The sequence below is a fragment of the Nonomuraea sp. NPDC052265 genome (assembly GCF_044547985.1).
Classification (GTDB): Bacteria; Actinomycetota; Actinomycetes; order Streptosporangiales; family Streptosporangiaceae; genus Nonomuraea.
In genome coordinates this window covers 1-13,167 of record NZ_JBIUBJ010000020.1, presented here as the reverse complement: position 1 = coordinate 13,167, position 13,167 = coordinate 1, and the positions used below count along the sequence as shown (strand labels likewise).

18 protein-coding genes are annotated in these 13,167 nt (G+C 72.9%); 12 read left to right on the top strand and 6 right to left on the bottom strand.

Annotation, left to right across the window (positions count from 1 at the left end; translation table 11 throughout):
* Window positions 1-3 precede the first annotated feature (3 nt).
* From ACIHAD_RS38750 to ACIHAD_RS38740, 3 genes are read right to left on the bottom strand one after another with little or no spacing between them, the layout of a single operon-like run.
* A complete protein-coding gene (locus ACIHAD_RS38750) occupies window positions 4-702 on the bottom strand; it encodes a response regulator (RefSeq protein ID WP_397359743.1) in 699 nt (232 codons plus the stop codon).
* A 33-nt stretch (window positions 703-735) separates the two neighbouring features.
* Entirely contained in the window at window positions 736-1,905 is a 1,170-nt protein-coding gene (locus ACIHAD_RS38745) for a sensor histidine kinase (protein ID WP_397359742.1), read from the bottom strand.
* Window positions 1,906-1,946: 41 nt separating this feature from the next.
* The gene (locus ACIHAD_RS38740; RefSeq protein ID WP_397359741.1) at window positions 1,947-2,204 is read right to left on the bottom strand and encodes a hypothetical protein; all 258 of its coding nucleotides are present in this window, start codon (window positions 2,202-2,204) and stop codon (window positions 1,947-1,949) included.
* A 96-nt stretch (window positions 2,205-2,300) separates the two neighbouring features.
* Here ACIHAD_RS38740 and ACIHAD_RS38735 point away from each other — a divergent pair, with 96 nt between their 5' ends.
* The 4 genes from ACIHAD_RS38735 to ACIHAD_RS38720 all read left to right on the top strand — a co-directional run bounded on the left by ACIHAD_RS38735 (window position 2,301) and on the right by ACIHAD_RS38720 (window position 4,986).
* Entirely contained in the window at window positions 2,301-3,374 is a 1,074-nt protein-coding gene (locus tag ACIHAD_RS38735) for a PP2C family protein-serine/threonine phosphatase (protein ID WP_397359740.1), read from the top strand.
* Window positions 3,375-3,533: 159 nt separating this feature from the next.
* Window positions 3,534-4,169: a TetR/AcrR family transcriptional regulator gene (locus ACIHAD_RS38730; protein ID WP_397359739.1), complete on the top strand. Its 636-nt coding sequence runs from the start codon at window positions 3,534-3,536 to the stop codon at window positions 4,167-4,169.
* Between the two features lie 64 nt (window positions 4,170-4,233).
* Window positions 4,234-4,818: a DUF1707 domain-containing protein gene (locus ACIHAD_RS38725; RefSeq protein WP_397359738.1), complete on the top strand. Its 585-nt coding sequence runs from the start codon at window positions 4,234-4,236 to the stop codon at window positions 4,816-4,818.
* A gap of 24 nt (window positions 4,819-4,842) precedes the next feature.
* Window positions 4,843-4,986 carry a hypothetical protein gene (locus ACIHAD_RS38720; protein WP_397359737.1) on the top strand — a complete coding sequence of 48 codons (144 nt, stop codon included), beginning with the start codon at window positions 4,843-4,845 and terminating at the stop codon, window positions 4,984-4,986.
* 100 nt (window positions 4,987-5,086) lie between these two features.
* Here ACIHAD_RS38720 and ACIHAD_RS38715 read toward each other — a convergent pair whose 3' ends face one another.
* The gene (locus ACIHAD_RS38715; RefSeq protein ID WP_397359736.1) at window positions 5,087-5,536 is read right to left on the bottom strand and encodes a hypothetical protein; all 450 of its coding nucleotides are present in this window, start codon (window positions 5,534-5,536) and stop codon (window positions 5,087-5,089) included.
* A gap of 80 nt (window positions 5,537-5,616) precedes the next feature.
* On the opposite strand from ACIHAD_RS38715, the gene ACIHAD_RS38710 reads away from it, so the two are divergent.
* Window positions 5,617-6,021 (top strand): winged helix-turn-helix transcriptional regulator, encoded by a 405-nt coding sequence (locus tag ACIHAD_RS38710; RefSeq protein WP_397359735.1) that lies wholly within the window; start codon window positions 5,617-5,619, stop codon window positions 6,019-6,021.
* 105 nt (window positions 6,022-6,126) lie between these two features.
* On the top strand, window positions 6,127-6,849 hold the full coding sequence (locus tag ACIHAD_RS38705) for a VOC family protein (RefSeq protein ID WP_397359734.1): 723 nt from the start codon (window positions 6,127-6,129) through the stop codon (window positions 6,847-6,849).
* Between the two features lie 550 nt (window positions 6,850-7,399).
* Here the strand turns inward: ACIHAD_RS38705 and ACIHAD_RS38700 are convergent.
* On the bottom strand, window positions 7,400-8,002 hold the full coding sequence (locus ACIHAD_RS38700) for a TetR/AcrR family transcriptional regulator C-terminal ligand-binding domain-containing protein (RefSeq protein WP_397359733.1): 603 nt from the start codon (window positions 8,000-8,002) through the stop codon (window positions 7,400-7,402).
* Window positions 8,003-8,146: 144 nt separating this feature from the next.
* Here ACIHAD_RS38700 and ACIHAD_RS38695 point away from each other — a divergent pair, with 144 nt between their 5' ends.
* The 5 genes from ACIHAD_RS38695 to ACIHAD_RS38675 all read left to right on the top strand — a co-directional run bounded on the left by ACIHAD_RS38695 (window position 8,147) and on the right by ACIHAD_RS38675 (window position 11,573).
* Entirely contained in the window at window positions 8,147-9,586 is a 1,440-nt protein-coding gene (locus ACIHAD_RS38695) for an MFS transporter (RefSeq protein WP_397359732.1), read from the top strand.
* Window positions 9,587-9,619: 33 nt separating this feature from the next.
* Window positions 9,620-10,423: an alpha/beta hydrolase gene (locus ACIHAD_RS38690; RefSeq protein ID WP_397359731.1), complete on the top strand. Its 804-nt coding sequence runs from the start codon at window positions 9,620-9,622 to the stop codon at window positions 10,421-10,423.
* The gene (locus ACIHAD_RS38685) at window positions 10,420-10,914 is read left to right on the top strand and encodes a hypothetical protein (protein ID WP_397359730.1); all 495 of its coding nucleotides are present in this window, start codon (window positions 10,420-10,422) and stop codon (window positions 10,912-10,914) included. The genes ACIHAD_RS38690 and ACIHAD_RS38685 overlap by 4 nt, the downstream gene beginning before the upstream one ends.
* 260 nt (window positions 10,915-11,174) lie before the next feature.
* On the top strand, window positions 11,175-11,327 hold the full coding sequence (locus ACIHAD_RS38680; RefSeq protein WP_397359729.1) for a hypothetical protein: 153 nt from the start codon (window positions 11,175-11,177) through the stop codon (window positions 11,325-11,327).
* Between the two features lie 15 nt (window positions 11,328-11,342).
* Entirely contained in the window at window positions 11,343-11,573 is a 231-nt protein-coding gene (locus ACIHAD_RS38675) for a hypothetical protein (RefSeq protein WP_397359728.1), read from the top strand.
* 85 nt (window positions 11,574-11,658) lie between these two features.
* Here the strand turns inward: ACIHAD_RS38675 and ACIHAD_RS38670 are convergent, their stop codons facing one another.
* Window positions 11,659-12,165: a hypothetical protein gene (locus tag ACIHAD_RS38670; protein WP_397359727.1), complete on the bottom strand. Its 507-nt coding sequence runs from the start codon at window positions 12,163-12,165 to the stop codon at window positions 11,659-11,661.
* Between the two features lie 149 nt (window positions 12,166-12,314).
* On the opposite strand from ACIHAD_RS38670, the gene ACIHAD_RS38665 reads away from it, so the two are divergent.
* Window positions 12,315-13,079: a hypothetical protein gene (locus ACIHAD_RS38665; RefSeq protein ID WP_397359726.1), complete on the top strand. Its 765-nt coding sequence runs from the start codon at window positions 12,315-12,317 to the stop codon at window positions 13,077-13,079.
* The last annotated feature ends 88 nt before the right edge of the window (window positions 13,080-13,167 follow it).

Here is a 13,167-nt window from a genome sequence, read left to right as displayed (position 1 = left end):
ACTCTACCGGCCGCCCGGACGGCCCGACGGGCGCTGTTCCTCGGTGGTCGTCGGGCGGGGCAGGGGATGGCCGGGACGGACGAGGCCGGAGTCGTACGACACCACGACCACCTGCGCGCGGCTGCTCAGCCCCAGCTTCGCCATCAGCCGGTTGAGGTGCGTCTTGACCGTGCCCTCGCTCACCGACAGCCGTTCGGCGATCTCCTTGTTCGACAGCGCGTGCCCGACCAGCCGCAGCACCTCCGTCTCGCGCCCGGTGAGCCGGTCGAGGGCGGGGGAGGGCAGCGGGGCGGGCGGTTCGGTGAACGCCTCGATCAGGCGCCTGGTCGCGGCCGGGGCCAGCAGGATGTCGCCCGCCGCGACCGTGCGGATGGCGGCGATCAGGCGTTCGGGCGGCGTGTCCTTGAGCAGGAAGCCGCCGGCGCCCAGGCGCAGCGCGTTGTAGACGTACTCGTCGAGGTCGAACGTGGTCAGGATGAGCACCTTGGGCGGCGGGTCGTGCGCGGCGGCCAGGATGCGCTCGGTCGCGGTCAGGCCGTTGACGCCCGGCATCCTGATGTCCATGAGGATCACGTCGGGCCCGAGCGTGGCGGCCAGGCGCACGGCCTCCTCGCCGTCGGCGGCCTCGCCCACCACCTCCAGGCCCGCGGCGCGGAGGAGCGCGGCCAGCCCGGCGCGGATGAGCACCTGGTCGTCGACCACGAGAACCTTGATCTCGCACCTGCCTCACGGTCGTCACGGCGGCCGGTCGCCCTCAGCGGGTGAGGGGAGCGGGAAGGTCGCCAACACCTCGAACCCGCCTTCGGGCAGCGGTCCGGCGATGATCGATCCCTGGTAGAGCCTGACACGTTCAGTCATGCCGATCAACCCGTGGCCGCCGGAACGCGGGCCGTCCGCCGCGACGGCGGCGCCGTCGTTGCTGACGCGTAACGTCAGCGTGGCCGGACCATAGCCGATGTGGATCTCGACCCGGCCAGGGGCGGCGTGCTTGAGGACGTTCGTCAGCGACTCCTGGACGATGCGATAGGCGCACAGGTCGAGGCCGGACGGCAGCGGCCGGGCGCGGCCCTCGACGGTGAGCTCGGTGCCGACGCCCGCCGCGCGCATGCGTTCGACCAGCGGATCGAGGGCCAGCAGGCCTGGCGCGGTGGCGTAGAGGCCCTCGTCGTCGTCGTGGGCCTCGATGCGCAGGATCGACAGCAGCCGCCGCATCTCGGTCAGCGCCTCGTGGCTGGTGTCGGCGATGACCCCCAGCGTGGCGTGGGCGGTGGCCGGGTCGCTCAGCGCCACGTAACGCCCCAGCCCGGCCTGGACGGAGATGACCGACATGTGGTGGGCGACGACGTCGTGCAGCTCGCGGGCGATGCGCACCCGTTCGCGGGTGACGGCCCGCCGGGCGGCGGCGCCCTGCTCGGCGCGGAGCTGCGCGGCGAGGTCGGCCAGTTGCGCGGTGCGCTCCGACAGCAGCCGTACGCTGGCCCCCGCGCCCACGCCGCAGGCCGCCACCAGGACCGACTGCGCGAGCGCCGACCACGTCGCCAGGCCGGGCTGTTGCGCGGAGGCGTACGTCCACTCGATGACGACCAGCACCGAGCCGGCCGCGCACCAGCCCCACGACCGGTGTGCGGCGACGGAGTAGAGGGCCACCAGCGGGCCGATGCTGTTGAGCCCGTGGTGGTAGCCCAGCACGTGGTAGACCAGCGACGCGCCCACCGACCCCAGCAGCACCGGCACGGGCGCCACCCGGCGCAGCGCCAGCGGCGCGTTGACCAGCAGGGTCAGGCCCATCGACAGGGCGTCGCCCGGCCGGCCCCGGCCCGGTTCGAACGCCTCCCACAGCCAGGTGCCGACGACCAGCGTGAGAGCCGCCGCGCCGTCGAGCAGCAGGGGGTGGACCGCGACCACCCGCCGGAGGAGGGATGAGGCGGTGAAGGGCACCCGTCACGCTAACCCCGGCGCCACCCCCGGCGCATCAACCCGGGGGTGGACATCGACTGCCGCGGAAGTTGCAGTCCCGCGCCGTCCGGCTGGGCGTACACCTCGCGGGCCTCGCCGCGCGGCCCGAGCACCTCGACGGGCCGGCCGCTGCGTACGGCCTCGGCCGCCGCCTCGGTCTCGGTCACGGACGGCCCCGGCTCGGCGGCGGCCCGCCAGGCGGGACCGGCGTCGGCCCAGAACCCCGCTCGGTTCGGGGTAGGGGGCACGGGCTGTCGGCGGGGGCGGCGTCTTGTTACAGTGGCGGAGGTGCGCCGGGAAGTCTGGTCGGCAGATCTCTTCGCCGACCCTGGAGGTAGCACGTGATGAGCCGCCCCCCGGCGTGGCGGACGACCGTGGCCCGGCTCGCGCAGCCCCTGATGGCGGCGTGGCCGTTCGTCATGATGGCCGTCGTGTCGGCCGTGGATCTCCTGGCGGGCCCGGAGTACGGCTACCTGTCCCTGCTGGCGCTGGGGCCGGCGTTCGCGAGCCTGTCGGGCGGCGTGCGGCGGACGCTGCTCATCGGCCTCATGGCCCTGGCCCTGTCGCTGCTGCTCGGCCTGTACGACGGCCTGATCGGAACGCGCCAGAGCGCCCTGAGCCTCATGTCCGTCACCGGCGTGACCGCGGCCAGCGCGCTCGCGGCGATCGCGCGCCAGCGGCGCGAACGCGAACTGGCCGACGTGCGGTCCGTCGCGGAGGTGGCGCAGCGGGTGCTCCTGCGGCCGGTCCCGCGCCGGGCCGGGCATCTTCGCGCCGCCGTCTCCTACACCTCCGCCTCCGCCGAGGCCAGGATCGGCGGCGACCTGTACGAGGTGGTGACGGCGCCCACCGGCGTCCGCGCGATCGTCGGCGACGTGCAGGGCAAGGGGCTGGAGGCGGTGGAGAGCGCCGCGACCGTGCTCGGCGCGTTCCGCGAGGCCGCCCACGACGAGGCCGACCTGCTGTCGGTCAGCGGGCGGCTGGAGCGGGCGCTCAACCGCCGGCTGTCGGGGGAGGAGTTCGTGACCGCGATCCTGGTCGAGGCCGACGCCGGCGGCACGCTGACGCTGCTCAACTACGGTCATCCCGTCCCGCTGCTGCTGCGTGCCGACGGGACGGTCGTGGCCGCCGAGCCGGACGCCCACGCGCCGCCGCTCGGCCTGTCGTCCTTGCAGGTGGAGGGGCCGAGCCCGTACCAGGTCGCCTTCGGGCCGGGGGACCAGATCCTGCTCCACACCGACGGCGTCATCGAGGCCAGGGACGCCTCGGGCCGGTTCTACCCGCTCGCCGAGCGCATGTTCCTGCTCGCGGGCGACGACCCGGAGGAGGCGCTGGAGAAGCTCCGCCTCGATCTCGTGGCCCATGTGGACGGACCGCTGCACGACGACGCCGCCATGCTCCTGCTGCGCGCCCGCTAGGCCAGGTCGGGGCCGACGTACGGCCCGGCCCCACCGCAGCGAGCCGGTCGGCCCATTCCGGTGCTCGACGGGGAGGCCGGCGTCCTGACGACGGCCACGCCGAGCGCGCCGCTGTCGTGCGAAGAGGGTTGTTGTCCAGTGGCCAATAGACTCCGGGTCATGCCACCCAGACGCAGGCGCAGCCCTGCGGAGTCACGCGCCGAGCTGCTGGCCGCGGCGGCCGAGCTGATCAAGGAACGCGGTCCGGACCACGTCAGCCTCCGGCAGATCGCCGAGGCCGCCGGTGTCGCCCATGGGCTCGTGTCCCACTATTTCGGCACCTATGCCGCCCTGGTCCGGGAGGTGCTGCGGGCCGAGAACGACCGGATCGAAGCAGAGGTGCGCGAGCGCATCCAGGCCGAGGACGGTGTGCCCACCGCCGCGGGAATCATGGACGTCGTGTTCGACACCCTGGCCGACGAGCGTTATCTGCGCCTGTTCGTCTGGACCGAGATGCACGCCGACTACCGGGGCGCCACACGGCCCGAGCTGGTGGAGCTGGTCGACACGATGGAGTCCGGGATCCGCGCCGCGCTCGCGGACCGGCCCGCGGTGCCGAGCCGGTCGCGTATCGAGGCGGTGGTTCTGGTGGGCCTGGCGGCCTCGTACGGGTTCGCCATCGGCGGCCGGTCGTGGCTGGCGGGCCTGGGCCACGATCCCGACGACCCGGCCCGCGAGGCGGAGTTCCGTGTCCAGCTCGTACGGATGCTGGGCGCCCACATGGTGGAGGAGTCCGGGCTGGAGCCTGCCGGCTGACTTGTTCTCCAGTTGGAGAATAGGATGGTCCCGTCACTTCGATCACACGGACAGGACCGCCCACATGACTGAGCACCCCGACCTCGCCCCGGCCCGGCCGGTGCGTCCCTCGGACGAGGACCGCGACCGGGCGGCCCGGCGACTCCAGGAGGCCGCCGCCGCGGGCCGGATCGAACTGGCCGAGCTGGATCAGCGGCTGGGCGAGATCTACACGGCCCGGACCCAGGGCGAGCTCGCGTACGCGGGCCGCGACCTCCCCGAGCCCGTCCGGACGGACTCACTGGTGGTGCCGGACGAGCCCCACTCCCGCTTCGCCGTCAGCGTGTTCGGCTGGTTCAGCCGTAAGGGCCGCTGGGTCGCTCCGCGCGTGTTCACCTCTCTGTCGGTCTTCGGCGGTGGCGAGATCGACCTGCGTGACGCCCGCTTCGCCAGTCGGGAGATCCGGGTGCGGGCCTTCGCCTTGTGGGGGTACACGGAGGTTGTCGTCCCCGACGACGTCGAGGTCGAGGTCAAGGGGTTCGGCCTGTTCGGCGCGTTCGACCGGAGCGCCGTCAACAGGAGGCAGGGGGCGCCGCGGATCGTCCTCAGCGGCCTGGCCCTGTTCGGCGGTGTCGGCACGAAGGCCAAGCCGTCCGTCGCCCGCGACTGAGGACCGTGCCCGGAAGAACGCCGGGTGCGGACGCCGCCCCGCGACGCGTACCGAGTGGGACCGCCACCGGCCGCCTGGGCGGCGCACGTCAGCCGCGTGCTGGCCAAGCTGGGGCTGGTCAACCGGGGGCAGGCGGCGATCCTCGTCCACGACGCCGACCTCGGCTGACAGCGCCGGCGTGGCCGGTTGGTGATCTACATTGTAAAGGCGGCGGCCCGCAGGTGTCACGTCGAACCCATCAGAGACCAAACCCGCGCCCGCCGATCGATCAGCCCGCCAGGGCGGCCTTGAGGGTGGTCATGACGACGTCCCGGACCGGGCGTGGCGTGGGCAGGAACGTGGTCAGGTCACCGCCGTGCGCCTCCAGCAACCCCGCGCCCATGTTGGAGTAGGCCGACATGGTGTGCTCGGCCTGGTAGGGCTCCAGCCCGGACAGCCCGGCCCGTGCCTGGCCGAGCGAGACCGGCCGGTATTCCACGTTCCGCCCGAGCGCCGCCGCCAGCGCCGCCGCCAGGTCCTGGCCGTCGACGGCGTCCACGCCCTCCAGTTCGTACGTCCGCCCCGCGTGCCGTCCCGGCACCCCGGCCGTCAGGTCGGCCTGCGCCTCGGCCGCCACGCGTACGGCCACGGCCGCCAGGTCGTCGCGGGCCACCGCCGACAGCCGCCCTTCGCCGAGCGGCGCGGCGAGCCGCCCCGACACGCCGGTTACGAGAATCATGGGACCACTCCTGTCGTTGTCCTCGGATGAACAGGATCAGCATGGGCGTCGCCAGGCGCCCACCATAAGGAGGCACTTTCATGTCAGCCGCGCACACGGACGTAACTCCCCAGGTCGGCGGCCCGTGCGGGGAGGACGACTGCGGGATTCGCGACGTGCTCGATCGTCTGGGCGACAAGTGGACGGTGCTGGTGATCGTGGAGCTGGCCAAGGGGGTACGGCGGTTCGGGGAGCTGCATCGGGCGATCCCCGGCATCTCCCAGCGGATGCTGACGCTGACGACGCGGCGGCTCTGCCGGGACGGGCTGATCGACCGGACGGTGTATCCCACGATCCCGCCCCAGGTCGAGTACCGGCTGACGCCGATCGGTGAGAGCCTGGCCAAGGCGATCGCGTCCCTGGCCGGCTGGTCGAGCGAGCACAAGGACGCCATGGCGGCGGCCAGGCACCGCTGGGACGCCGCCCACTCCGGCGAGGCGGGCTGAGGTCCGTCCCGGCCGGGAAACTCGGATGCGGTGCCGCGCGGCCACGCCTAGGCTGTGCCCGCGAGGCGCCGGCTCGACCGCCGGCGCATCAGGAAGGGCGTGAGGATGACCGGTCAACTGTTCGCGATCTGCTTCAACGCGACCCGTCCCGCGGAGCTGGCGCGGTTCTGGTCGGGGGTCGTGGGCTGGGAGCCGGCCGACGGCCCTGACGACGACATCGTGATCCTGCCTCCTGATCCCACCGGGTTCCGAGTGCGTTTCCTGGCGAGCCAGGAGCCGAAGACCGGTCAGAACCGGGCGCACTTCGACCTGACGAGCACCTCCCCGGAGGATCAGCGGCGGACGGTGGCCAGGGCGCTGGAGCTCGGCGCCAAGCACATCGACGTGGGCCAGCTTCCGGAAGAGGGGCATGTGGTGCTCGCCGATCCGGACGGCAACGAGTTCTGCGTCATCGAGGCGGGCAACAAGTTCCTCGCCGACACCGGCGTCATCGGGGCGCTGGCCTGCGACGGCACCCAGGAGGTCGGCTACTTCTGGAGCGAGGCGCTGCGGTGGCCACTGGTCTGGGACCAGGACCAGGAGACCGCGATCCAGTCGCCGAGCGGCGGCACGAAGATCACGTGGGGTGGTCCTCCGGTGGCGCCGAAGACGGGCACGAACAGGCTGTCCTTCGAGCTGGCGCTTCCCGCCGGCGCCGACCGGGAGGCAGAGATCGCCCGCCTGATCTCGCTGGGTGCGACGCGCGCCGGCAGCGGCGAGGACGACGGCGGCCGGGTGCTGATGTTCGACCCTGACGGCAACGAGTTCCACGTGCAGAGGCCCCGGTAGCACGGCTCCCTTCCGTTCTGACGGTCGTCGCGGCCGATCAGCCCTGCCAGGCCCGGCGGAAGCTCGCCCAGGGCCCAGCCGGGCAGGGCCTCGGGTTCGCGCAGGTCGCGCAGGTGCCGGAAGATCGCGATGAGGGCCTCCTGCACGGCGTCGGGCCCGCTGTCCAGCGCGATGGGCCCGCAGACGCCCCGGCACCCTGACCGCCGCCGTCCTGCTGGCCGACGCCGCCGCGCACCTGTACTGGCTGACCGGCCGGACCTGGCCCGCCCACGACGTCGGATCCCTCTCCCTGGCGGTGCTGAACTTCGAGGTGCCCTTCACCCCCGTGTCCTGGTGGCGCTCGTCGTCGTGCTCGCCACGGGGGGCGGGGGCCGTCCTCGCGTGCTCGCGAGGACGGGGCGGCCTGCCAGCCCGTCTCGTCACGGGCGCCGTCGCCGCCGGCACTCTGGTACGCGCGGTGGCCGGCGCCCCGCGCTGACCTGCGGGACGGTCATCCGTCCCGCCCCGGAGATCTCGGACGAACCAGGCTTCAGCAGGTTGGAGCCTCGGGTCAGACGGCCCCGGCGCGGGCCGCCGCCACCGCCGCCGCGGCGGCCCGGTCGGCGGCGGCCTCGTCGAGGGTCTCCCCGGTGTTGAGCAGGGCGTAGTACAGAGGCGCGGAGACGGCGGCGATCACCCGGCGCGGGTCGGCGCCGGGCGGCAGTTCGCCGCGCTCGATCGCGTCGGTGACGCAGCCGGACCATTCCTCGATGCGGACGGCGTAGAAGCGGTGCAGCGCCCGCGCGGCCTCCTGGTCGCAGAGCGAGGCGGCGATCAGCGCCTTGAACAGGCGTCCTTGGCGGGGGTCGGTGAGGGTCTTGACGACCAGCCGGGCGTTGTCGCGCAGATCCTCCTCCACGTCGCCGTTGCGGGCGCGGGGGAGTGAGGTGTCCGCCATGTCCTTGAGCAGGTCGGCGGCGAGCGCGCCGGGCGTGCCCCAGCGCCGGTAGACGGTGGTCTTGCCGACGTTCGCCAGGCGGGCGATGTCGCCGAGGTCGAGCCCGGAGAAGCCCTTCTCGACCAGGGTGTCGCCGGCGGCCCGCAGGACGGCCTCGCGGACGCGGGCGGTACGCCCACCAGGACGGACGGCACCGGGCGGTGGGACGGCGGCCATGACGCACTCCCCTTCACGCGAACACTTATCGGGACTCCAGTTCCCTTAACGCGGGTTCTGGTGCTACTGTCCTCTCATCTTAACGGAACTATGGAACCGTTTGCGGTGGCGTGCCGACCGGCGCGCCTGAGAGAAAGCCCTGTCATGACCACCACCACACCCCTGCCGTCCTCCGCGCACCGGACCCCGCCACAGCACCTGACCGGCCGCCTCCGCCTCGTCCTCGCGGTGCTCCTGGTCGCCCAGTTCACGCTGGCCGTCGACTTCTCGATCCTGAACGTCGCCCTGCCCGCCATCGGCGACGACCTCGGCTTCTCCCTGGCCGGCCTCCAGTGGATCGCCACCGCCTTCGCCCTGTGCGCGGCCGGGTTCACCCTCTTCCTCGGCCGCATCGGTGACCTGATCGGCCGCAAGCGCATCTTCCTCGGCAGCCTGGCGCTGCTCGGCGCGGCCTCGCTCGCCGGCGGGCTCGCCCCCACCCCCGAGATCCTCATCGTGGCCCGCGTCGCCCAGGGTCTCGCGACCGCCGCCGCCACCCCGGCCGGGCTCGCCCTGCTCACCACGTCCTTCCCCGAAGGGCCGCTGCGGCAGAAGGCGCTGGGCCTCAACGGAGCCCTCATGTCCGCCGGGTTCACCGCGGGGGCCGTGCTCGGCGGCGTCCTGACCGACCTGCTCTCCTGGCGCTGGGCGTTCTTCATCAACGTGCCCGTCGCCCTCGCCGTGCTCCTCGTCGCGCCCGCCGTCATCTCCGAGTCCCGCCCCGCCGACCGTCCCCGGCTCGACCTGCCCGGCGCGCTCAGCGTGACGCTCGGGCTGCTCGGCGTCGTCTACGGCCTGACGCAGGCCGGCGAGCGCGGCTGGACCCATCCTCTCGCCCTGACCGGGCTGCTGGCCGGTGTCGTCCTGCTCGGCCTGTTCTACCTGGTCGAACGCCGCGCCGCCCAGCCCCTCGTGCCGCTGCGCGTCCTGCGCAGGCCGACCGTGGCCTGGGGCAACCTGCTCGGTCTGCTCGCCTTCGTCACCGAGACGTCCCTGGTGTACCTGCTCACCCTCTACCTGCAGAAGACCCTCGGCTTCACCGCCCTGGCCGCCGGGCTGTCCTTCGGCGTGCTCGGTCTGGGCACCGTGGCCGGCGGCCTGCTCGCCCCGAAGGCGATCAGCCGTACCTCGACCGTGACCGTGCTGGTCGGCGGCGGGCTGCTGCAGGCGGTCAGCACCGCCGTCCTGCTGCTGCTCGGCGAGACCTCGGCCTCGATGGGGCTGCTGCTGCCCGCCACCTTCCTGGGCGGCGTCGGGAACATGCTGGTCATCGTCGGCTTCATGGTCACCGCCACCACCGGCCTGGCCGACCGCGAGCAGGGCCTGGCCACCGGGCTGGCCTCGATGTCCCAGCAGATCGGCATCACCATGGGCACCCCGATCATGTCCGCGATCGTCACCGCCGTGACGGCCGGCGCCGTGACCGGCGCGGCCGTCCTGCACGGGGTCGCCGTCGCGATCGCGGTCAACGCCGCCCTCGTCCTGCTCGGCGTCCTGGCCGCGGCGGTCTTCCTGCGCGGCCGGCGCGACCGCGCGCACGCCTGACCCGTCCTTCCCCCTCCTGTCACGGAGCACATCATGGATCTTCAGCTCACCGGCGCGGCGGCCCGCCTGCCCGGCTCGCCTCCCGTACCGGCCCGGGTCCACCTGCCGGAGGGCCGTCATCCCGCGGGACTGCTGGTCTGGGCGCACGGCGGCAGCTGGCAGCGCGGCTCGGCCGCCGCGTGGCACCACGCCACCGCGGCCCTCGCCGAACGGTCCGGCTGGGCGGTGATCAGCGTCGACTACCGGCTCGCGCCGCGTCACCGCCACCCCGGCGCCGTGCGGGACGTTCTCACCGCCCTCGGCTGGGCCCACCGCGAGGCGGCCGGAATGCCGCTCGCCGTGGGCGGCGACAGCGCGGGGGGCACGCTCGCCGCCTGCGCCGCCCTGGCCGCCCGCGACCGTGGCCTGCCGCTGGCCGCGCAGGTGCTGGCCTACCCGCCGTTCGACCCCGACTGCGCGAGCCCGTCCTATCATCGCTCGCCCACCGCGTTCCCGCAGGCTGTGACGCTGCGGCGGGCCTGGCGCGCCTGGCGCGGCGACCGGCCGGCCGCCGTCCACGACGCCGACGGCGTCCGGCTGTACTCGACGCACCGGGAGGCGCCCACCCTGGCGGGGGTCGCGCCCGCCGTCCTCGCCGTCGGCCGCGACGACCCCGTGCACGACGACGTCGAGGCGTACGCGCACCGGCTGCACGAGGAGGGAGTCCCGGTACGGCTGCTGCGCCCGCCGGGCGCCGTCCACGGCGACGTGCTGCGCCCCGACCGTCCCCTGCTCCCTCTGCTCGCCCGGGCCCTGCGCGGGCTCACCCCGTCCGTCAAGCGAAAGGACTCCCGATGACGGTCGACGTTCCGCCCGCCCCGCTTGAGGCCCTCGTCCGCCACTTCGCCGACCTGCGCGACGGCACCCACGCCGGACACGCCACCCGCCAGGGCAAGCAGGACGCCTTCCGGCAGGCCGTCGCGCTCCTCGACGCGCCCGCACGGCAGGTGCTGGCCGAGTTCGACCGGCACCTCCTGCTGGGCTCCGGCACCATCGAGGCCGCCGGCCCGCACGCCGACGCCGCGGGCGGCAGCTTCGCCACCTGGTCGCTGTCGTGGCCGGCGCAGCGGACGGCGGGCGTCGCGCCGATCACCCTGATCGCCCATTACGGCGCCGGCTTCCACCACCCGCACCTGCGGGGCGCCACGGTGGGGGAGTGGCCGCTCAACGTCACGGACGCGGGGCAGGCGGCGGAGCTCGTCCCCGTCCTGCGGGCCATCGCCACCGCCGACCTGCACAACCTCGTGTTCCAGCGCGACTGGCGCCTCGTGCCCGCCATCCACCCGTGACGTCGCCGTCAAGCCGGAGGCGTGGCGGGCCCGCGCGCGCCGCCGGGTCGGTCGAGCACGTTCAGCCGGTGCGGGCGGGGGCCGTCCTCCTTCGGGCCGGGCCGGGTCCTCCCTCCGGCCGCGCGGACCGCCCTGGGGGAGGAGTCCGGGTCGTCGTCACCGGTCGACAATCGGCAGTGCGGCCTCGGAGATCATCGGGGCATCCGGTGGCCGTCACAGACGCCCTTCGCGTATCCCGCGACCTGACCGCAGGAGTCCATGTGACCCGTCTTCGTCCCGCACTCAGCGTCGCGCTGCTGGCCGCGGCCTTCGTGGGGTCAGTGTCCCTGCCCGCCCGGGCGACCGAAGGCCAGTCGTGCAACACCGGCCCGAACGGTCCGGCCTGCCATTCGCCCGGCTGGGGAACCAAGTAGAGAGGGAGGATCGTCATGCGTCACGCACGTCGTCTCGTCGTCGCCTCGTTGCTGGCCGCCGCGTGCATGATTCCCGCCGCCGTCCCGGCCCAGGCCGCCGAGTGCTACCAGATCTACAACAACAACTACCAGCTCCTCATCAAGAAGGGCTGGAGCCACGAGAAGGCCTCCGCCGAGGCCAACGCCGTCTATGAGGAGTGCCTGCGCCTCAACGAGAACCCCGCGTCGGACCATCCGACCGACTGACACGACGACGAACCGCCCACAGGCTGCTTCTCCGGACAGCGGAACGTGTGGAGAAGCAGCCTCTCCGGACCCTGGCCATGGGGGTTCAGATTCCGTCGCTCCAGACGTACCAAGGGCCCTTGAAGTGCTCGTACCTTCCCTCTTGAGGGTCCGGTACCCGATCCGGGCTGTAGGCGAAGCCGTAGCTCCTCCCGTCCATCGTGAGCGATGTGACCAGGAACCTCGCTCCCCCCGAGATCTTCTCCACTTCGCCCACCCGGTACAGGCCCCACCAGCGTCGGCTGGCATAGTCGTCGCGCACCGACCGGGCGTGGCGCTCCAGGCTCGGCTGCGACAGGGCGAAGCGCGCGTGAAGGGGCGCGTCGACCTTGACCAGCAGCACGGTGCCCAGCACCAGCGCCAGCGGGACGACCATCCAGGACGCCCGCGCCCGCCTGCCCAGCAGCCATGCCCAGCCGATGGCCAGCACCAGCCAGTACAGCGCCAACACGAGCGCCCAGAAGGACAGGCCGGGAGTGCTCGCCTCGAAGAGCGTCAGGAGCGAGGCGAGTCCGACGGCTCCGGTGAAAAGCCGGGTGCGAGTCAGACGCATGGGGTGATCTTGCCCGATGACGGGATCACGCGCATGGACAATGCACCACCCAGCCCATGATGTAGGCCACATTGTGCACGATCTGCACGTTCCGCCCCAGGGGTTCTGCACACCGCTGTGCGAGCATGCCCGCCATATCCAGATACGTGATGATTGTCGTGTTGGCCGTGCTGATAGCGGGTTGCGGTTCGGGGGCGAAGACCGCTCCCGAGGTCGCCGCATACGTCAGGACGTATCTGCAGGCGCATCCGGACGTCAGGCGGATGGCGACGAAGGGCGTCCAGAGCGCCACCGTGGTCACCAAGGGGCAGGACCAGGACGTCGCCGCCGATCTGGGCGAAGGCTTGCGCGGGCGGTTCATCCGGACGGGCGGTGCCGGGTACATGCGGATGCTGGGGGAGGAGGTGGCGCCGGGCAAGGTCTGGGACAAGATCACCGAAGAGCGCGAGCCGTACAACCTGTTCGGCATCGGCATGGTGGCGAACCAGGCCATGGCGATGGTGAACAGCCCCCGGGTGCACGAGATGCTGTCCGCCCGGGGACGGGTGATCGGCCCCGCGTCCGACGGCGGGATCGACCGTTACACGGTCGCCATCGACGTGCGGGCGGTGCTCGACGCGCTGGACCTCGGCGCCTTCCTGGACGTGTACGACCCCCTGCCACTCATGCAGACCACCGAGGACGAGTACGCGAAGGTGCGCGCCGGTGACCGGGCGGCGCAGGCACGGCTGCGCGGCACGTTGCTCAAGGAGTTCGGCCCGAGGGCCACGTACGAACTCTGGCTCGACGAGCAGGGGCGGCCGGTGCGGCACCGGCTGACCGCGAAGACGCCCGTGGAGATCACCTTCTCCGACTGGGACCACACCACGGTGACCGCTCCTCCGGCCGACCAGGTCCGGGTCCTGACCGACTAATGGGACCTACCGGGTCGGCCTCGCTGGCAGACTCGGTGCCTGGTAGCCGCTGGTGAGTGAGCACTCTCGTCGACCGGACTTCGAGTCC